This window comes from Halosolutus gelatinilyticus (genome assembly GCF_023028105.1).
In the GTDB taxonomy this organism is placed as follows: domain Archaea; phylum Halobacteriota; class Halobacteria; order Halobacteriales; family Natrialbaceae; genus Halosolutus; species Halosolutus gelatinilyticus.
Genome location: NZ_CP095491.1, coordinates 3,798,578 through 3,816,876 on the forward strand (window position 1 = coordinate 3,798,578; position 18,299 = coordinate 3,816,876).

Annotated in this window: 21 protein-coding genes and 1 pseudogene; 11 read left to right on the forward strand and 11 right to left on the reverse strand. The window is 65.4% G+C overall.

Translation table 11 applies throughout. The features are described 5' to 3' along the window. Nucleotides 1-103: 103 nt before the first annotated feature. A complete protein-coding gene (locus MUH00_RS18700) occupies nucleotides 104-637 on the reverse strand; it encodes an inorganic diphosphatase (protein WP_247001209.1) in 534 nt (177 codons plus the stop codon). Nucleotides 638-833: 196 nt separating this feature from the next. On the opposite strand from MUH00_RS18700, the gene MUH00_RS18705 reads away from it, so the two are divergent. Continuing rightward, the gene (locus MUH00_RS18705) at nucleotides 834-1,193 is read left to right on the forward strand and encodes a PadR family transcriptional regulator (protein WP_247001211.1); all 360 of its coding nucleotides are present in this window, start codon (nucleotides 834-836) and stop codon (nucleotides 1,191-1,193) included. 1 nt (nucleotide 1,194) lies between these two features. On the opposite strand, the gene MUH00_RS18710 is transcribed toward MUH00_RS18705, so the two are convergent. Then, nucleotides 1,195-1,812, reverse strand: a complete 618-nt coding sequence (locus tag MUH00_RS18710; protein WP_247001213.1) for a DUF7108 family protein — start codon at nucleotides 1,810-1,812, stop codon at nucleotides 1,195-1,197. A 132-nt stretch (nucleotides 1,813-1,944) separates the two neighbouring features. Then, nucleotides 1,945-2,538 (reverse strand): ribonuclease HI, encoded by a 594-nt coding sequence (gene rnhA, locus MUH00_RS18715; protein WP_247001215.1) that lies wholly within the window; start codon nucleotides 2,536-2,538, stop codon nucleotides 1,945-1,947. A 162-nt stretch (nucleotides 2,539-2,700) separates the two neighbouring features. Between rnhA and MUH00_RS18720 the strand changes: the two genes are divergently transcribed. Then, on the forward strand, nucleotides 2,701-3,663 hold the full coding sequence (locus tag MUH00_RS18720) for a transcription initiation factor IIB (protein WP_247001217.1): 963 nt from the start codon (nucleotides 2,701-2,703) through the stop codon (nucleotides 3,661-3,663). Between the two features lie 127 nt (nucleotides 3,664-3,790). On the opposite strand, the gene MUH00_RS18725 is transcribed toward MUH00_RS18720, so the two are convergent. Both MUH00_RS18725 and gfcR read right to left on the reverse strand, forming a co-directional pair. After that, nucleotides 3,791-4,465 carry a DUF4399 domain-containing protein gene (locus MUH00_RS18725; RefSeq protein ID WP_247001219.1) on the reverse strand — a complete coding sequence of 225 codons (675 nt, stop codon included), beginning with the start codon at nucleotides 4,463-4,465 and terminating at the stop codon, nucleotides 3,791-3,793. Nucleotides 4,466-4,710: 245 nt separating this feature from the next. Continuing rightward, nucleotides 4,711-5,367: a transcriptional regulator GfcR gene (gfcR, locus tag MUH00_RS18730; protein ID WP_247001221.1), complete on the reverse strand. Its 657-nt coding sequence runs from the start codon at nucleotides 5,365-5,367 to the stop codon at nucleotides 4,711-4,713. Nucleotides 5,368-5,529: 162 nt separating this feature from the next. On the opposite strand from gfcR, the gene MUH00_RS18735 reads away from it, so the two are divergent. The 5 genes from MUH00_RS18735 (at nucleotide 5,530) to MUH00_RS18755 (ending at nucleotide 10,784) form a co-directional block, all read left to right on the forward strand. Continuing rightward, nucleotides 5,530-6,867: an HAD hydrolase family protein gene (locus MUH00_RS18735; RefSeq protein WP_247001223.1), complete on the forward strand. Its 1,338-nt coding sequence runs from the start codon at nucleotides 5,530-5,532 to the stop codon at nucleotides 6,865-6,867. A 358-nt stretch (nucleotides 6,868-7,225) separates the two neighbouring features. Continuing rightward, a complete protein-coding gene (locus MUH00_RS18740) occupies nucleotides 7,226-7,909 on the forward strand; it encodes a helix-turn-helix domain-containing protein (RefSeq protein ID WP_247001225.1) in 684 nt (227 codons plus the stop codon). Nucleotides 7,910-8,012: 103 nt separating this feature from the next. Beyond that, entirely contained in the window at nucleotides 8,013-8,930 is a 918-nt protein-coding gene (locus MUH00_RS18745; protein WP_247001227.1) for a dihydrodipicolinate synthase family protein, read from the forward strand. 108 nt (nucleotides 8,931-9,038) lie between these two features. Further along, nucleotides 9,039-10,163 (forward strand): acyl-CoA dehydrogenase family protein, encoded by a 1,125-nt coding sequence (locus MUH00_RS18750; RefSeq protein WP_247001229.1) that lies wholly within the window; start codon nucleotides 9,039-9,041, stop codon nucleotides 10,161-10,163. Between the two features lie 84 nt (nucleotides 10,164-10,247). After that, nucleotides 10,248-10,784 carry an HAD family hydrolase gene (locus MUH00_RS18755; protein WP_247001231.1) on the forward strand — a complete coding sequence of 179 codons (537 nt, stop codon included), beginning with the start codon at nucleotides 10,248-10,250 and terminating at the stop codon, nucleotides 10,782-10,784. Nucleotides 10,785-10,796: 12 nt separating this feature from the next. Here MUH00_RS18755 and MUH00_RS18760 read toward each other — a convergent pair whose 3' ends face one another. Next, complete coding sequence (locus MUH00_RS18760) at nucleotides 10,797-11,033, reverse strand: DUF5822 domain-containing protein (RefSeq protein WP_247001232.1); 237 nt, start codon at nucleotides 11,031-11,033, stop codon at nucleotides 10,797-10,799. Between the two features lie 155 nt (nucleotides 11,034-11,188). Between MUH00_RS18760 and panB the strand changes: the two genes are divergently transcribed. Further along, nucleotides 11,189-12,001, forward strand: coding sequence for a 3-methyl-2-oxobutanoate hydroxymethyltransferase (panB, locus tag MUH00_RS18765; protein ID WP_247001234.1), 813 nt, complete (start codon nucleotides 11,189-11,191; stop codon nucleotides 11,999-12,001). Nucleotides 12,002-12,114: 113 nt separating this feature from the next. On the opposite strand, the gene MUH00_RS18770 is transcribed toward panB, so the two are convergent. Further along, nucleotides 12,115-12,888, reverse strand: a complete 774-nt coding sequence (locus MUH00_RS18770; RefSeq protein WP_247001236.1) for an alpha/beta fold hydrolase — start codon at nucleotides 12,886-12,888, stop codon at nucleotides 12,115-12,117. Between the two features lie 216 nt (nucleotides 12,889-13,104). Between MUH00_RS18770 and MUH00_RS18775 the strand changes: the two genes are divergently transcribed. Beyond that, entirely contained in the window at nucleotides 13,105-13,350 is a 246-nt protein-coding gene (locus MUH00_RS18775) for an Hsp20/alpha crystallin family protein (RefSeq protein ID WP_247001238.1), read from the forward strand. Beyond that, complete coding sequence (locus MUH00_RS18780) at nucleotides 13,350-15,614, forward strand: CDC48 family AAA ATPase (RefSeq protein ID WP_247001240.1); 2,265 nt, start codon at nucleotides 13,350-13,352, stop codon at nucleotides 15,612-15,614. The genes MUH00_RS18775 and MUH00_RS18780 overlap by 1 nt, the downstream gene beginning before the upstream one ends. A gap of 186 nt (nucleotides 15,615-15,800) precedes the next feature. Here MUH00_RS18780 and MUH00_RS23240 read toward each other — a convergent pair whose 3' ends face one another. The 3 genes and pseudogenes from MUH00_RS23240 to MUH00_RS18790 all read right to left on the reverse strand — a co-directional run. Next, a complete protein-coding gene (locus MUH00_RS23240) occupies nucleotides 15,801-16,253 on the reverse strand; it encodes a HalOD1 output domain-containing protein (RefSeq protein WP_425603027.1) in 453 nt (150 codons plus the stop codon). A gap of 127 nt (nucleotides 16,254-16,380) precedes the next feature. Next, entirely contained in the window at nucleotides 16,381-16,554 is a 174-nt protein-coding gene (locus MUH00_RS18785) for a hypothetical protein (protein WP_247004092.1), read from the reverse strand. Between the two features lie 208 nt (nucleotides 16,555-16,762). Next, nucleotides 16,763-16,858: pseudogene (locus MUH00_RS18790) on the reverse strand (winged helix-turn-helix transcriptional regulator); the annotation flags it as partial. Between the two features lie 298 nt (nucleotides 16,859-17,156). Here MUH00_RS18790 and MUH00_RS18795 point away from each other — a divergent pair. Further along, nucleotides 17,157-17,669: a DedA family protein gene (locus MUH00_RS18795; RefSeq protein ID WP_247001242.1), complete on the forward strand. Its 513-nt coding sequence runs from the start codon at nucleotides 17,157-17,159 to the stop codon at nucleotides 17,667-17,669. A 50-nt stretch (nucleotides 17,670-17,719) separates the two neighbouring features. On the opposite strand, the gene bcp is transcribed toward MUH00_RS18795, so the two are convergent. After that, nucleotides 17,720-18,199: a thioredoxin-dependent thiol peroxidase gene (bcp, locus tag MUH00_RS18800; RefSeq protein WP_247001244.1), complete on the reverse strand. Its 480-nt coding sequence runs from the start codon at nucleotides 18,197-18,199 to the stop codon at nucleotides 17,720-17,722. Nucleotides 18,200-18,299: the final 100 nt, after the last annotated feature.

Consider the following 18,299-nt stretch of genomic DNA (forward strand, 5'->3'; position numbering starts at 1 on the left):
AACCGACCGGTTCCCGGTCGACGGGCGTCGGCCCACCGGCGTCGGGCGATCGACGAACGTCCGCCCGCCGCCGTCGATCGACTGTCGGCGACGATCCGTCGACTTACCCGAAGTGCTCCTCGTAGAGGTCCTGTGCGTGCTCGATCGCGTCGTAGGCGGCTTGCTTGTCCTCCCAGCCCAGCGTCTCGACTTCCTTGCCCGCCTCGAGGTTCTTGTAGGTCGCGAAGAACTCGTCGATCTCGTCGCGCTGTTGCTGAGGGATGTCGTCTATGTCCTCGATGTGATCGAAGCGCGGGTCCTCCGTCGGGACGGCGATGACCTTGTCGTCCTGCTCGCCGTCGTCGTCCATCTTCATCAGGGCGACGGGACGGGCCTCGACGACGCAGCCGGGGAACGTCTGGTCCTCGACGAGGACGAGCACGTCGAAGGGATCCTCGTCGTCGTAGTACGACTGCGGAATGAAGCCGTAGTCGCTGGGGTAGTGGACGTTGCTGTGGAGCACCCGATCGAGGACGACGCCGGGGACGTCCTTATCGTACTCGTATTTGTTTCGCTCGCCTTTGAGACACTCGACGACGGCGTAGATCTCTTCCGGCGGGTTCGGTCCAGTTCCGAGGTCTTCCCAGAGGTTGACCATGTACCCGGAACTGCGCCGGTGGATCAAAAAGTACTTTCGTAATCGAGTGTCATCTTCAAACCGAGGCCACCAGGCAGCCGACAGACGCCCCGGGACTCGGTCTCGGGATCGACGGGTTCGGTCACGACCGAGCTGACCGACGGTACCACGCGAATAGTTGGCAAGTCTTAAATAGTCTGGTGACATTTAGACAGGTATGTCAGAGGCACGATCAATCACCGGCGAACAGAGTATCGCACGCGATCTCACCGCGTTCCAGAACAACATCCTCGTCATCCTCGCGAAAGAGCCCATGTACGGGCTGGCGATCAAGCGCGAACTCGAGGACTACTACGGCACTGAGGTGAACCACGGCCGCCTCTACCCCAACCTCGACGAACTCGTCGACCTGGGACTCGTCGAGAAGAGCGAACTCGACAAGCGAACCAACCAGTACTCGCTGACCGACGACGGCTACGACGCCGTCCTCGACGGCGTCACGTGGACCCTCTCGAAGGTCGTCACGGACGACGATCGCGCCGACGAGATCCGCGAGATCGTCGAGAATAGCTACTGAACTACTGAATCCGGAATTCGGGCACCGGTTCACCGGCCGTCTCGTATACGAGCCTGATCGAGTCGTCGATCGCGGCTCGTTGCTTTTCGGACGGCCACGCGTTTCGAACGAAGTACTCCGACCGAAACTCGGCGAGTTCGTCGGCCGTCGCCGCCTCGATCGGCTTCGCGTAGTGGTTACTCAGGAAGTCCGCGAGCGCCGCGGCGTTGTCGCCATGGACGTCGCCGTGGGTGCCTCTGACCTCGTCAACGAGCCGTCGATTCGCCTCGTCGACGGCGTCCCAGTCGTCCGGATCCGCCGCGCCTTCCAGTCGGATCTCTACCGCGCGCGAGAGATCGTTGATCCGATCGGTTCGGACGACGCCGTTCTCGTGCCACTCCTCGGGATGAAGCACGAGCGTCGCGTCACCCTCGTCGCGAACGCGGGCGGTAAAGTCATGGTCGGCGAGCAGTCGCTCCCGCCGCTCGTCGTAGGCCGCGCGTTCGTCCGGGTCGATCGCCTGTCGTTTGAGCCTGGTGAGCCGCTCAGCTTCATCGATGACGTCGGCGGGAAGTTCGTCGGCGCCGGTCTCCACCGACTCGTCGTCTTCGGCCGCGCCGGCTCCGGTCCGATCGCTCATACCCGATCGTTGGGGCTCGAGGGGATTTTCATTTGCTGGTTCGAACCGATCGCATTCAGGTGGTGAATCATCGACCGGTTTCGCAACATTCGTAGTCCCGTTACCGACGAAAAGGCGTCCGCGCCCGAGTACTCAGGCCTGATCGAGCGCTTCGTTCGCGAGCGCGTCGGCCCGATCGTTCACCTCGCGGGGGACGTGTTCGAGGGTCCACTCGTCGAAGTCGGTGAGCAGTTCGTGGACGGTCACGCGCTTCTCCCGGAGCTCGGGGTTGTTCGTGTCGTACTCGCCGCGGACCTGCTTGACGATCAGTTCGGAGTCGCCGCGGACGTGGATCTCGTCGTAGCCGTAGTCGCCGGCCACCTCGAGGGCGGCGATCAGCGCCTCGTACTCGGCCTGGTTGTTCGTCGCGCGCCCGATCCGATCGCTGCCCTCGGCGGCGATGCCGTCGCCGGTGACGATCACCCAGCCGACGGCGGCGGGGCCGGGGTTCCCGCGGGCCGCACCGTCAAAGTAGACGTGCGCGCGCCCGCCGCCTCCGCGCAACAGTGCCTCGATGTCCTGCGGACCACTGCCCTGGATCACGACCTTGTCGTCGTAGGCGACCGCAGTCGCGCCGCCGCGGCTCGCGCGCCAGCGTTCGTGGTCCGTATTTCCGGATTCAACGGAGACACCCGCCTCTTCGAGGCGTTCGCGGGCCGCGTCGACGTCGCATTCGATGACCGGCATCAGATCCTGAGGTCGATCGGAAATGAATAAAGGTTTTCCGGTTCCAAATCGTAAACATCGACTCTGAGGAGCCCTATCCCCCGTTTTCCGGAGATACGGATCAATCGCACAAAACGATTCCCAAGGGTTTATATACTATGGTGATACTACTATAAAAGTGCGATGACACGGCCCACCCGCCAGCGGGAGCGAACGCGTGAGACGGACGAGACCGAGGATCAGGAGGGGGTACGTGCTTGCCCCGAGTGCGAATCGGACAATCTCGTAAAGGACTCCGACCGGGGTGAGCTCATCTGCGAAGACTGTGGGCTCGTCGTGGAGGAAGAAAAAATCGACCCTGGCCCTGAGTGGCGGGCGTTCAACCACCAGGAACGACAGGAGAAGTCCCGCGTCGGCGCGCCGACGACCCAGACGATGCACGACAAGGGGCTGACCACGACGATCGACTGGAAAGACAAGGACGCGTACGGCCGATCTATTTCCTCGAAAAAGCGCAGCCAGATGCACCGGCTGCGCAAGTGGCAGGAGCGAATTCGGACCAAGGACGCTGGCGAGCGAAACCTCCAGTTCGCGCTCAGCGAGATCGATCGAATGGCGTCCGCACTGGGCGTTCCGCGTTCGGTCCGCGAGGTTGCGTCGGTCATCTATCGACGCGCACTCAAAGAGGACCTCATCCGCGGTCGCTCGATCGAAGGCGTCGCGACGTCGGCGCTGTATGCCGCCTGTCGCAAGGAAGGAATTCCGCGCAGTCTCGAGGAGATTTCAGAGGTGTCCCGCGTCGAACGCAAGGAGATCGGTCGTACGTATCGATACATCTCGCAGGAACTCGGCCTCGAGATGCGACCCGTCGACCCGAAGAAATACGTCCCGCGCTTCTGTTCTGAACTCGAACTTTCCGAAGAGGTCCAGACCAAGGCCAACGAAATCATCGAGAAGACCGCCGAAGAAGGGCTCCTCTCGGGCAAGTCGCCGACCGGATACGCCGCCGCCGCGATCTACGCTGCGTCCCTGCTCTGCAACGAGAAGAAGACCCAGCGCGAGGTCGCAGACGTCGCCCAGGTGACCGAAGTGACGATCCGCAACCGGTATCAAGAACAGATCGAAGCGATGGGCATCCACGGCTAACGCCGTTCCGTCTCCGCGCGAACCGACACTTTTTATCGCACAGTCGCTCCCGGAGCGACGGCGCGCTCGCGGCGGCGCGGTTTCCGATCGCCTCCCGCGGCCCGTCGCGCCGTCGCCGCGCGGGCCGTCACTCGCCGCCCGATTCGCTCGCGTTTTCGCCGTCCGACTCGTTCTCCGTCTCGTTCTCCGTCTCGTTCACGTTTATCGGGTTTTCGTCGTCGGCGTCGCCCGACTCGCTCTGATTCCGTTCGTCCGGCGGGTTGCCCTCCGCGCCTTCCTGGCTCGTGTCCTCGGTCACCTCGATCGAAATTTCGTCGGTCAGCGCGTACGCGTGGTGGGTGGCGTCGCCGGCCTGCGCACAGAGGTCGTACTCCCCGGGATCCATCTGGAGTTGCGTTTCGAGTTCGCCGTCGCTGATGTGTTCGTACCCCTCGTCGAACTCGATTAGCTCGCCCGGCTCGACGCAGCCCTCGTCGACGATGACGTGCAGATGGCCGGCGCCCTGCTGGGGTTCGTCGCCGGCCGGCGTCACATCGAAGTTCTCGACCTCGAGTTCGATCGAGACGGGGCTCGTGACCTCGTCGCCGTCGGACGGGCGGACGAACGAAATGCTCCCCTCGACGTTCTCGTAGTCGATTTCGTCTTCGGACCCGCCCCCGTTCTCGCTGGCGTTCGATTCCTCGCCGACGGGTTCCTCGTTCTGGGAGTCGATATCGTCGAGCAGATCGCTACAGCCGGCGAGCGCGGCCAGTCCCGTCGCCGCGGCCGCACCGACGTACTGTCGGCGGCTCAGTCGGGTCATCCGAACTCACCCGCCTTCGACTGCCGGACGATCGATCGACCCGGAAGCAACGACCGATCCGTCGGCTGTCGCGGTGGCTCCGACCGCGACGCGACTCGGGACGACGCGGAGCGCGATCGAACGCGGTCTGCTGTCGACGGAGTACTCATTAGCCCTACTGATACCGTTACGGCGAAAAGATCACTGCCTGCCAGTGTACGGGTCCGGACCCGCGTGTCGACGGCTTCCGCGCGCTCGTCTCGCGGTTACTCTTCCTGACCGACGCTGATGACCTGTAACAGCGAGTAGACGGGGACCCCGTCGAGTTCTTCGAGGCCCTGTTTATCCGCCAGCACGACGCAGGCCAGCGGCTCGCCGCCCTCCGCGCGGATGGCGTCGATCGTCTCCCGCATGGTGGTGCCGCTCGTGATCGTGTCGTCGACGACGTAACACTCGCGGTCGCGGATCCCGGCGAAGTTCCGCGAGAAGGTGCCGCCGAGGTCATCGATGTCGCCTTCCTCCCACTGGTGTTTCGCCGGCGTGTACGTCCCCAGATCGGTCTCGAGCTCGCGCGCGATGAGCGTCGCGATCGGCGTGCCGGCCTTCTCGATTCCGATCGTGAGGTCGACGTCTTCGCCGTGTTTGGCGAGCAGATCGGCCATCGCCGAGGCGATGGCGCTCATGCGGCCGCTGTCGCGGCCGATCGCCGACCAGTCGACGTGGATGTCCTGCGGCCCGCTCGCGCGAGCGCCTTCCGCTTCCGTTCCCCCCTGATCGGTCGGCTGCGTCGTCGCGCCGCTGCGCTCGACGAGCCAGCTCGCCGTTTCTCTGGAGACGTTCAACTCGTCCGCGATCTCGCCCTTCGAGAGCCCCCGGGACGCGAGCTCGGCTGCACTCTCGATGAGGTCGTCGACGTTTTTCATATGGCTTCGAGTTCGGGGGCTGCTTTTATCAATGCTGCGAGGCAGGCGATTCGTGCGACGGGCGGTTCCGCGACGGCGGCGCGGTGCGTTCGGCGCGATCCGGGCGGCGTCCCCGTTCGTCGACTGGAAACGATTATCCCGCTGCCGACGCCTGTAAGGGACATGGAACGATACGATCTCGTCTATCGCCTCTACGACGAGTACGACACGAAGGCGCTCCGGGAGTATCAGGAGTTCGTCGATATCTTTCCGGCCGTCGACTCGCGGGTGGCCCTCGAACACTGGCAGCAAGCGCACGAGGAACTCGAAGACCGAAAGGACGAGATCCGATCGGACTTCGCCGCGGGGGAGACGTTCGCGGAGATCGCCGCCCGGGCGACCCGCGACCAGGCGTTCACCGCGCTCGATCTCGACGCGAAGTACGAACGGGCGGTGAACGTCCTCGTACTGGACGTCGACGAGACGCTCCGATCGGCCGGCGGAACGGACAACGAGATCCCCCGCGAGACGCTGCACGTGCTGACGGAGTTTCACGACGCGGGCGTGCCGATCGTCATCTGTACGGGTCAGACCCTGGAGAACGTCAAAGGCTTCGCGATCCAAGGGTTAGGGAGCGAGATCGTCCACTCCGGGAACCTCTCGATCGTCTACGAGGCGGGAACGGGCGTGTTCACCCCGGGCCACGGCGCCGAGACGAAGCAGCTGCTCTACGAGGACCTGGACGAGGAGATCCGCGACGTCTTCGACGACGTTCGCGCCCGCGTGCTCCCCGAGGCGCCGGAGAACCTGCGACGCGGCTGTCACCTGCAGGGCAACGAGTTCAACGTCACGATGAAGCCCAACTACGAGACCGGCGCTACGAGGGCGCGCGAGATCATCGACGAGGCGCTGGTGTACCTGATCGACCTGCTGGCTGACGCGATCGGAACGGCGCTCGGCTTCGACGCGGAGCGCAACGTCGCGGAGCCCGACGCGGACGAGGCGGGAGATCGCGGCGAGGACGCGGGAGCCGACGAATCCGACCTCGTCGCGATCGAAGGCGAACCGATCCGCGACTGGACGCGGGCGTTCTACGCCGCCCAGGATTCCGAGATCAGGGCCGTCCTCGAAGGCGAGGGCGAGTACCCCGACCTCGACGCGGACGCGGTTCCGGACCCCCTCGCCGACGTCCTGGAGCGGATCGACGTCGCCTACTACGAGGCCGACGCGGCCGAGATCGGCAGCTTAGAACTCAACAAGGTCGTCGGCGTCGAGCGGGCGCTCGAGGTCCTCGGGATCGCGGAGCCGTTCGCGCTAGTGATGGGCGATTCGAAGAGCGACCTCCGCGTCATGGAATGGGTCGACGAGACCGACGCCGGGATCGCCGCGGCGCCGGAGCACGCCTCCCGCGATACCCTCGAACACGTCCTCGACACCGACGAACTCGTCTTCGATCGCGGCAAGAGCGTCGACGTCTTGCGCACGATCTACGCGCTCAATCGGCTGGCTCGACTCGACTGATCGACGCCGGTGGTTCCGCCCGTTCCGTGGCGTTTCCTATCGATATCGCGCTCGTTCTCCCCGATACGGTTACCCGTCTTAAAGCACCGGAACACCAAGGCCCGTCGATCAACGGCACTCGGTGTCTCACGGCTAGTAGCACGATCCGGATGAGAGTCGAGCGGGGATCGGCGCGGCCGATCGTCCTCGGATCGACGAACCGTTCTGCGGAACGGGCCGCGTCGCGTCGTCCGCTCGCTCCCGTCTCGAACCAGCGGATCGGCTGCAAAATTATGAGACGATTCGAGTCACGGTACCACGACAGCAGCGGCGTCGTTCGCCAATCGGACTCGGGCGGCCACGCGGAGGTGAGTTCACCGTGACGACGATCGCGGAAGTGACCCTCTCGGCCGCCGAGTTCGCACTCGAACCGACCGTCCAGTCGCTCCAGAACCTCGAACTCCGCGTCGAAAGCGTCGTGGCCGAGGGGCCGACCCGGACGATGCCGCTGGTCTGGTTCTCGAACGTCGACGTCGATCGACTCGATCGGGCCCTCGACGACGATCCGACCGTCGCCGAACACCACAAACTCCTCGAGAACGGCGAGACCGACGACGAGGAGTACCTGTACCAGATCCAGTACGACGAGGACGTCAGTTCGGTCTGTGGGACGCTGTACGCCCACGGCGGGACCGTCCTCGGCGTGCGGTTCGTCGACGGTCGGTGGACGCTCCGCCTCCTGTTCGCGGAGCGAGACGAACTCTCGAACGCCGTCGAGGCGATGGAGTCGGCGGGCGTTCACGTCGATGTCAGGCGGATGGTCGAGGCCGGACAGGACGAGAATCTTGAGGCGACGGCGGCGTTGACCGAACCCCAGCGCGAGGCGATCGCCGAGGCGTACCGCCAGGGGTACTACGACGTCCCGAGGGAGATCTCGCTGGAGGAACTGGCCAACGAACTCGACATCTCCCACCAGGCCCTCTCCGAGCGGCTCCGCCGCGCCAACCGCGTACTCGCGAGCGAGCAGATCGAGGATCCCGCGAACGAGATGGCGATCGACTGACGATCGTCCGACCCGCCGACGAGCGCCTGGTGCTCCCGTCCTACCCGCCCCGCTGGCGCCCGCAAGACCGTGTTTTATCCCCCTCTCGGTGGACGGCCCCACCATGGTCTCTCACGATCCAGCACCCGCGGATCCGCTCTCACTGCACGGTGTCGTTCCGCCGACCGTCACCGCCTTCCACGACGACGAGAGCCTCGACGAGGAGACGACGGCCGCCCACGCGCGGTTCGTCGTCGATCGGGGCGTCCACGGCGTCTTCCCGCTGGGGACGAACGGCGAGTTCCCGCTGTTGTCGGACGACGAGCGCGATCGGGTGGTCGAGGCGGTCGTCGACGAGGTGGGAGGCGAGGTCCCGGTCATCGCGGGCGTCGGCGCGCCCAGCACGCACCGAACGATCGCCCGCGCCGAGCACGCCGCGTCGGTCGGCGCCGACGGCATCGTCGTCGTGACGCCCTACTACTATCCGCTGGACGGCCGGGCCGCCCTCGACCACTACCGGGCGGTCGCCGACGCCGTCTCGCTCCCGCTCTACATCTACCACATTCCCAGCAAGACCGGCAACGAGCTTTCGCTGTCGACGCTCTCGGAACTCGCCGCGATCGACGCCGTCGCGGGCGTGAAGGACTCGAGCAAGAACGTCCCGTGGCTCGCACAGGCGATCGACGGCCACCCGGAGTTGACGTTTCTCGCGGGTTCGGACTCGCTCGTTTTCACCGGGCTGGAAATCGGGTGCAGCGGCGCGGTCAGCGCGGTCGCCAACGCCTTTCCGGAACTGGTCGTCGACTGCTACGAGGCGTACGCCGACGGCGACGAGGAGCGGGCGCGCGAACTGCAGAGTACGATGTTCGAGGTCCGTGACGCGTTCAAGGCGGGCGGCGCGTACATGTCCGGCGTCAAGACCGCCCTGCGGCTGCGGGAGTTCGACGCCGGCCCCCTCCGCAGTCCGCTCCGACTGAAGGACGAGGAGGCGACGGCCGAGCTGCGCGATCGCCTCGAGTCGATCGACGACCTCGAGTGGTGATCGGCCGGCACGGACCGTCGAGACCGTCGTACTCCGGCTCCGTTCGAACCCGAACAGTCGCCGACCGATGTCGCGGAGATTTTTGCCACCCGGGTCGAATGGGGCGCTATGGAACTCACCGACGAGCAGGCGGCGGTCCGGGACGTGGTTCGAGAGTTCGCGCGCGAGGAGATCCGACCGACGGCGCTGGAGGCCGATCGGAGCCAGGAGTTTCCCGAGGACGTCTGGGACGGACTCGCCGAACTGGATCTGACGAGCCTGACGGTTCCGGAAGAGTACGGCGGCTACGACGCCGGTCCGGTGACGGCGGCAATCGTTAACGAGGAGGTCGCGTACGGGATGCTCGCCGTGGCGACGGCGCTCTCCGTCCACTCGCTCGCCACGTCCTGTCTCGCGGAGTTCGGCAGCGAGGAACAGAAGGAGCGCTGGTTGCCCGAGATGGCCACGGGGCGGCCCGTCGGCGCGTTCGCCCTCTCGGAGCCCCACGCCGGATCGAACCCCGCGGAGATGTCCACGGAAGCCCGCAGGGAGGGCGATGAGTACGTCGTCAACGGCGAGAAGCAGTGGATCACGAACGGAAAGCGGGCCGGCGTGTACATCCTCTTCGCGAAGACCGATCGGGACGACCCGTCGACGGTGACGCAGTTTCTGGTCCCGGGCGACGTCGATGGTCTGACCGTCGGCGAGAAGGAGGATAAACTCGGCCTACGGGCCAGCGACACCACGAGCCTGACCTTCGACGACGTCCGGATTCCCGCCGAGAACCGGCTGACGGAGGAGGGTAAGGGCCTCTCCGCCGCGTTCCACATCCTCACCGGTGGCCGGATCGCGATCGCCGCCCAGTCGGTCGGTCTCGCCCAGTGCGCGCTCGACGAGGCGATTCGCTACAGTCGGGATCGCGAGCAGTTCGACCGGCCGATCGCGGACATCCAGACGATCCGGCACAAACTCGCCGAGATGCAGACCAGGACGCAGGCGGCCCGCCTGTTGACCCGTGACGCCGCCGAAACGCGGACGACGGACGACGCGGCCCTGGAGGCCAGCATGGCGAAGTATTTCGCCAGCGAGACGGCGATGTTCGTCGCGAACGAGGCCGTCCAGATCCACGGTGGCTACGGCTACGTCACCGAGACCGACGTGGAACGGCTCTACCGGGACGCCAAGATCACCGAAATCTACGAGGGGACGACGGAGATCCAGAAGACGGTGATCGCGCGCGAATTGCTCGGCTGACGGGACGCGAGCCGGGCGAGCCGCCCAAATTCACGAGGCCAGTGTATCGAAGTCGCTATTCGTTCTCCGTGCGTACCGCGACCAATGACCGGCTACGACGCCGTCGTCTACGATCTGGACGGAACGGTCGTCCACCTCGACGTCGACTGGAGTATCGTCGAACGGGACGTCCGCCGCGTCTACGAAGACGCCGCGATCGATCCGCCCGGAAACGGCCTGTGGGACATGCTCGAGGCCGCCGACGACCACGGAGTCGTCGACCCGGTGGAGGACGCGATCGCCTCGCACGAGCGAGCGGGCGCCCGCCGATCGCATCGACTTCCGCGCGCCGACGAGCTGCTCGACCGTTCGGTCCCCGTGGGCGTCTGCTCGCTCAACTGCGAGGACGCCTGTCGGATCGCGCTCTCCGAACACGACCTCGCCGAGGGGGTCGAAACCGTGGTCGGCCGCGACACGGTCGGAACGCAAAAGCCGCATCCTGAACCGCTTCTCGAGGCCGTTCGAGCCCTCGACGCCGCCCCCGACCGAGTGCTCTTCGTCGGCGACTCGGCGACGGACGAGCGGACGGCAGATCGGGCCGGCGTCGACTTCGAGTACGTCGGCGACGGTCGGGCGGAGTGACCGACCGGCCTCTCAGCCCTCTTGATGGCGCTTCGCGTAGGCGAACGTGACGACTGCGACGACGAACCAGACGAGCGCACCGACGCGGACGGCGAACTCGGCGCGATCGCCCCACGTCGGCAGATCGGCGCCGGTCGAAAGGACGGCGACGATCGGTGATCCAAGCAGGATGGTGAGAACGAAGGTGACCTGCATCACCCACCCGTAATCGACACCCTCCGGATCGGTCGTCTCGATTGGTTCCGGCACATGAGTTGGTGTCGACCGGGGGCTATTAAGCACCGCGGGTACGCTCTCGACCGGCGCTGACGGCCGCCGCAGCGTCTTGCGTCTCCCGGCCGGTCGCGCACGGAACGTCGATCGACAAGCGGTGACGTTTACTTCCGGGAGGCGAACGCGTAGGTATGGCTACCGTACGGGACCTCAGGGCGAAGGCGGGCGAGGAGCCGATCACGATGCTCACGGCGTACGACGCGCCGACGGCCGAGATCGTCGACGAGGCGGGCGTGGACGTCGTCCTCGTCGGGGACAGCGTCGGCAACGCGCGGCTCGGCTACGAGACGACGGTGCCGGTGACCGTCGACGGCATCGCTCACCACGTCGGCGCCGTCTCGCGCGCGGTCGAGGACGCGCTGGTCGTCGCCGACATGCCGTTTCTCTCCTTCGGCGTCGACGAGAAGGACAGCCTGGAGAACGCGGGCCGGATGCTCAAAGAGGAGGGCGCCCACGCGGTCAAACTCGAGAGCGGCCCGCACACCGTCGACCTCACGGAGAAGATGGTACAACTCGGCATCCCGGTGATGGCTCATCTCGGACTGACGCCACAGCGCGTCAACCAGTACGGCGGCTACCCGCGCCAGGGAACCGACCAGGACGAGGCGGAACGGATCCTCGACCTCGCGCGGGCCCACGAGGACGCCGGCGCCTTCTCGCTGGTCTTAGAGCACGTGCCGTCGAACCTCGCGGCCGAGATCACCGAAGCGATCGACATCCCGACGATCGGCATCGGGGCCGGGCCGCACTGTGACGGCCAGGTGCTCGTGCTCACTGACGCCGTCGGGTTGAGCGAGTGGTCACCGTCGTTCTCGAAGCAGTTCGGGAATGTCCGCGAGGAGATGGAAACCGCCGTCGGCGACTACGTCGCGGCCGTCGACTCCGGCGAGTTCCCCGCCGAAGAGCACAGCCACGAGGAAGCGGACCTCGACGATCTCTACTGAGGGGCATCGCGGACGAAAATCGAGAGCCGATCGCCGGGGGCGGCGTTTTTCGATCGCGGCGGGTAGCGAACTCAGAGCGTCGCAGGTGCCCGGTCGCGGTTCGACCGCCGCCCTCACTCGATCGAATCCAGAAACTCAGCGACCGCGTCGTTGAACGCCCGGTGCCGTTCGAGCATCGCCAAGTGAGCCGCGCCCTCGATCTCCGCGAGGTCGGCGTCGTCGATCTCGTCGGCCAGGTACTCGTGGAACCACGGCGGGGTCAACCGGTCGTGTTCGCCGTAGATCGCGAGCACGGGGACGTCGATCTCGTCGAGTCGATCGCGCATGTCGAACTCGTGGCAGGTGAGAAAGTCCCGGTACGTGACCGCCTGACCGCACTCGTACATCCCCTCCTTCGAGCGCTCCACCACCTCGGGATCGGGGTCGTGGAAGAGTCGATCGGGGCCGTGGAGGAACTCGACGGCGCGATCGAAGTCCCGTTCGAGCCAGCGGAGGAGATCCTCGAGCACGCCCAGACGGGCCCCAGTCCCGGCCAGGATGGCCGCGTCCGGATCGAAGTCGCGCTCGAGCAGAACGTGTTGTACGACGGCGCCGCCGAGCGAGTTGCCGAGGAGGATCCCGCTGTCCATCTCCTCGGCGACGGCGATGACGTCGCTCGCATAGGCTGAGAGCGCCGTGTATCCGGCGTCCGCGTCGACGTCCTCGGAGTCGCCGTGGCCGCTCAGGTCGACGCGGACGATCGGCGCGCGATCGGCGAGCCGTCGTTGTGGCGCCCAGATATCGCGCGAGCCGCCGCTTCCGTGGACGCAGCAGATCGGCGATCCATCCCCTCCCCGGTCGGTGACGTCGTAGGCCGTCTCCCGGCCGTGGTGCGTGACCGTCTCCATAATCCTTCGAACGGCAGGAACCGGTATAAAGACTCGATCCGATCGCGGACCACAACTCCGCTGGCCCGCTCGTTTTCGCCCGCTTCCACTACCATCTCTCGTCGTGCCAGGAACTGTGAACTGCGAACAACTGTGTTTCTGACATCCCCACGCCGTCACCGATTTACTCGTAGAAAGAGATATATAGTATGGGTGCTTACCTTGGGTTAGTTAACGATGACACTCGAACAATTCGTTCACGACGACGAGCGGATGGCCCGCCGGTACGAGTACGACGACCGGATGGTGCTGGCCGTCGACTTCGGTTCGGCCGGGGCGGACGCCTCGGTCGACCTGGTCGACGACACCGTTATCGTCGTCGCCAACGGGGAACAGTACGAAATCGAACTCCCGGAGGACGCAGCTGACGCGCACACGTTTATGAAAAACGGCGTACTCACTATCGACTTGGAGGCCCACTGATGAAGCTCACTGTCAAACCGCTTAAACAGAAGGACGCCGGCCGCGGACTGGCCGCGATCGATCGCGTCTCCATGCGCGAACTCGATCTGGAGAACGGCGATTACATCGTGATCGAGGGCAAGGGTGACGGGCGAGCCGTCGCCCGGGTCTGGCCCGGCTATCCCGAGGACGAGGGGCGAGGGATCGTCCGGATCGACGGTCGGCTTCGTCAGGAGGCCGACGTCGGCATCGACGATCGCGTCACCGTCGAGCACGCGGACGTCAACCCGGCGAAGTCCGTCACCGTCGCGCTCCCGCAGAACCTGCGCATCCGCGGCGACATCGGCCCGCTCGTCCGCGATAAGCTCTCCGGACAGGCGGTCACCGAGGGGCAGACGGTTCCGTTCTCGCTCTCGTTCGGGCCGATGGCGAGCTCCGGACAGTCGGTGCCGTTGAAGATCGCGGGCACCTCGCCCTCGGGCACCGTCGTCATCACCGACTCGACGAACATCGAGATCTCGGAGACGCCGGCCGAACAGGTCACGTCGGGCGCTGGTCCCTCGGCCGAAGGCGTCCCGAACGTGACCTACGAGGACATCGGCGGCCTGGACAACGAACTCGACCAGGTCCGCGAGATGATCGAGCTGCCGATGCGCCACCCCGAGCTGTTCCAGCAACTCGGCATCGAGCCGCCGAAGGGCGTCCTGCTGCACGGCCCGCCGGGCACCGGCAAGACGCTGATGGCGAAGGCCGTCGCCAACGAGATCGACGCCCACTTCCAGACGATCTCAGGGCCGGAGATCATGTCGAAGTACTACGGCGAGAGCGAGGAGCAACTCCGCGACGTCTTCGAAGAGGCCGAGGAGAACGCCCCTGCGATCGTCTTCATCGACGAACTCGACTCGATCGCCGCCAAGCGCGAAGAGGCCGGCGGCGACGTCGAGCGCCGCGTGGTCGCCCAGCTGCTGTCGCTGATGGACGGGCTCGAAGAGCGCGGCCGGGTCACGGTCATCGCCGCGACGAACCGCATCGACGACATCGATCCCGCGCTGCGGCGCGGCGGCCGGTTCGATCGCGAGATCGAGATCGGCGTCCCGGACAAGGAGGGCCGCAAGGAGATCCTGCAGGTCCACACCCGCGGGATGCCCTTAGAGGAGTCGATCGACCTCGATCACTACGCCTCCAACACCCACGGCTTCGTCGGCGCCGATCTCGAGTCGCTGGCCCGCGAGGCCGCGATGACCGCGCTGCGGCGCATCCGGCCCGAGCTCGACCTCGAACAGGAGGAGATCGATGCCGAGGTGCTCGAGCAACTGCAGGTCACCGAGAGCGACTTCAAGGAGGCCCTCAAGGGCATCCAGCCCTCGGCGATGCGCGAGGTCTTCGTCGAGGTCCCGGACGTCACGTGGAACGACGTCGGCGGCCTCGAGAACACCAAGGAGCGCCTCCGCGAGACGATCCAGTGGCCGCTCGACTACCCGCAGGTGTTCGAGGCCATGGACATGGAGGCCGCGAAGGGCGTCCTCATGTACGGCCCGCCGGGCACCGGCAAGACGCTGCTCGCGAAGGCCGTCGCCAACGAGGCCCAGTCGAACTTCATCTCGATCAAGGGCCCCGAACTGCTGAACAAGTACGTCGGCGAGTCCGAGAAGGGCGTCCGCGAGGTCTTCGAGAAGGCCCGGTCGAACGCCCCGACCGTGATCTTCTTCGACGAGATCGACTCGATCGCGGGCGAACGCGGCCAGCGCCAGGGCGACTCCGGCGTCGGCGAGCGCGTCGTTTCCCAGCTGCTGACGGAGCTCGACGGGCTCGAAGAACTCGAGGACGTCGTCGTGATCGCCACGACGAACCGGCCGGACCTGATCGACTCGGCGCTGCTCCGTCCCGGGCGGCTGGACCGCCACGTCCACGTGCCGGTCCCCGACGAGGACGGCCGCAAGAAGATCTTCGAGGTCCACACCCGCAACAAGCCCCTGGCCGACGCGGTCGACCTCGACTGGCTCGCGAGCGAAACGGAGGGCTACGTCGGCGCCGACATCGAGGCGGTCTGCCGCGAGGCTTCGATGGCGGCCAGCCGCGAGTTCATCAACTCGGTCGATCCCGAGGAGATCGGCGACACCATCGGCAACGTCCGCATCAGCAGAGACCACTTCGAGCACGCCCTCGAGGAGGTCAACGCCAGCGTCACCCCCGAAACCCGGGAGCGCTACGAGGAGATCGAAGAGGAGTTCCAGCAGGCCGAACCGGCCCAGGAAGAAGAACAGCTCGGCCGCACCTTCCAGTAAGCGTCGACTAGACGCCGGTTCTCCCGCCGGCCGCTGCCCTCCGGGCTGATCCGGGATCCGGGGCGATCGAACCCGTTCCGTCTCACCGGGCGGTCCGGTCGCTACCGCACGGCGACGCGGTGAATCCCGGCCCGTCGCGCTCCTCGGCCGCCGAAATGCCGGTTTAGCGAGCGAGAACGAGCAGTACTACTCGGCGCCGTTTTTCGGCGTGTTCGTCGAACGCCTCCTGCGTGTTCGCGAGCCCGTCTGCGATTCGCACTTCTCGGCACGGACGACAGATGATTCGGTAGACTTCGATGAGGGTGGAGCTCTGCGGACGCGTCGTTCGATCCGCTGTTTCCAACGGCGCGCAATCGGGTCAAGCCTCAGCGGCGCCAGTCGCCTCCGCCGGACCGTTCGGTCCGCGGTGACGCGACCGTCGGCGTCGATCGTCACCGTACAGCCGTCGTACTCGAATCGGATCTCGAGCGACGCATCCGCTGCGGACCGAACCACCCGTTCGAGGGCTTCGGGATCGACGATATCGTAGAGCGGGCGCGATTCGGGTTCCGGTGGGCGATCTCGAACTCCGGCGACTTCGGCGACGATTCGGGTGAGAAGCCGACTCCGTTCGTCGCTCGGTGGACGACACGTAGGCATTACACCGTGCGGTTCGATCGCGGCACCCTAAATCATGTCGGGAATAGAATAATATCCGACGAGCACGTAAACCACGCCGGCCGTTCTTGCGCGTCGGCGTAAAATTCAGCAGAACTGTGGATGGAAATCACGGGCGAGCGGTGTATTTCTTTCCGAAGTGGTTGAACGTCCGGTCCCGCTCCGCCACTATGACGCCCGTTTTCGAGATCTCGACTCCGATCTCGTTCAGTCCGTCGGCGACCGCTTCGGCCCGCTCCTGCGATCGGCTGATCAGTTCGATGTGGAGATTTTCGTCGTTCACCAGCAATTCCTTGACGGAAATGACGTTCTCGATGCGGTTCACCCGCGAAACGATCATCGTCCCGATCGGCGTCGGCGATCGTTCCGACGAGCAGCATGTGCTGTCCGAATCCGGCCTTTTCGTGGTCGATCAGCGGCGTATATCCCGCGATCACGCCGCGGTCCTCAAGACTCGCGATTCGAGTCGCGACGGTGCTCGCGGCAAGGTTGACCCTGTCGCTGATCTCCTCGGTCGTCACGTTTCGAGCGTCGTCCTGAAGAACGTGCAGAATAGCCATGTCCGTTCTGTCGAGATCTCCGTCCATGAGTTACGGAAGCGGTCGACGGACATGGGCCTTTCACCGGATATCTCCGTGCACGCCCTCGTCGAGTCGGCGCGGCGCGAAAATACGTCTCCGCCACCGCCGCGTTCGCCGCCCGAACCATCGACGATCGACGATCGACGTGCGACGGTTTTCGTCGAACGGTCCGCCGACCGGGAACCAATTCGGCTCGAATCAAGGGGCGGGTGCTGGGCTACCGGCGTCAGTACCGATTGGAATCACGCACCAAGCCGAATCAAAAAGCAGATGCGATCCGACGCAGATGAGGTCAGTAACACGCATGATTGATTCCGCCGTCGATGTCGGGTTCTCGTTCCTGCTCGCGTTCGGCTTTCCGGCGCTGTTCGTGCTGTTCGTCCTCAAGGGGGCGATCGTCGGTAAGCCGCTCCCGACGTCCGTCTTTCTCCCCGGGTTCATCCTCGCGGTCTCCGCGCCCCGTCGGACGATCGTACTGAGCATCTTGGTCGCCTCGCTCGGCTACACCTGCGGACAGGTGCTCGTCTATCTCCTCGCCGCTCGATACGGGATCGAGGGCGTCCGATCGCTGCCCGGCGTGACGATCTCGGACGACCAACTGGCCCGAGCGAACCGCCTGTTTCGTCGCTACAGCGGGGTGGGGATTTTCGTTACGAACCTGGTCCCGTACGTCGGGAGTTTTATCCTGATTCCCGCGGGAATCGCGTCCTATCCCTTCGGGCGAGCGACCATGTACGCGTTCGTCTCTACGGTGCTGAACTACGTGCTCATCGTCTGGATCGTCGTCGGCTCCGTTCAGATCGTCACCGGCCTCTAACCGGCCGTCGGCTACCGAACGCCGTCAGTGAAAAAATCGCTCTGGACGGATTACGACGCCACTTCCGCCGATCGGCCGTCCAGTTCTTCGAGCACCTCGTCGGCGTGTCCCGCCGGCGTCACGCCCTCGTAGACCGCCTCGATCGTCCCGTCCGGGCCGACGACGTAGGTGTTCCGGAAGACGCCGTCGAAGGTGTTGCCGAACATGCGCTTCTCGCCGTAGGAGTCGTACAGCGTCGCGACTTCGCCGAACTCGTCCGAGAGGAGATCGAATTCGAGGTCGTAGTCGGCCGTGAAGTCGGCGACGTCGGCGACCGGATCGTCGCTGATGCCGACGATCGAAACGTCCCGGTCGTCGAACGCGGGCTTCGCGTCGTTGAAGCCGCAGGCTTCGGTCGTGCAGCCCTCGGTGTTAGCGCGCGGGTAGAAGTACACGACGAGTCGCTGCCCTTCGAAGTCGGACAGGCGGACGGCCTCGCCGTGCTGGTTCGGAAGTTCGAATTCGGGCGCGTCGTCGCCTACGTCGAGCATGGCATGGTGTTAGCGAGTACCGTTGTATATTTTGCGATCGAAAATCACGCGCCGGCGGACTACGGGTGGCCGATTCCGGTTGAAGACGGCCACGGACGGC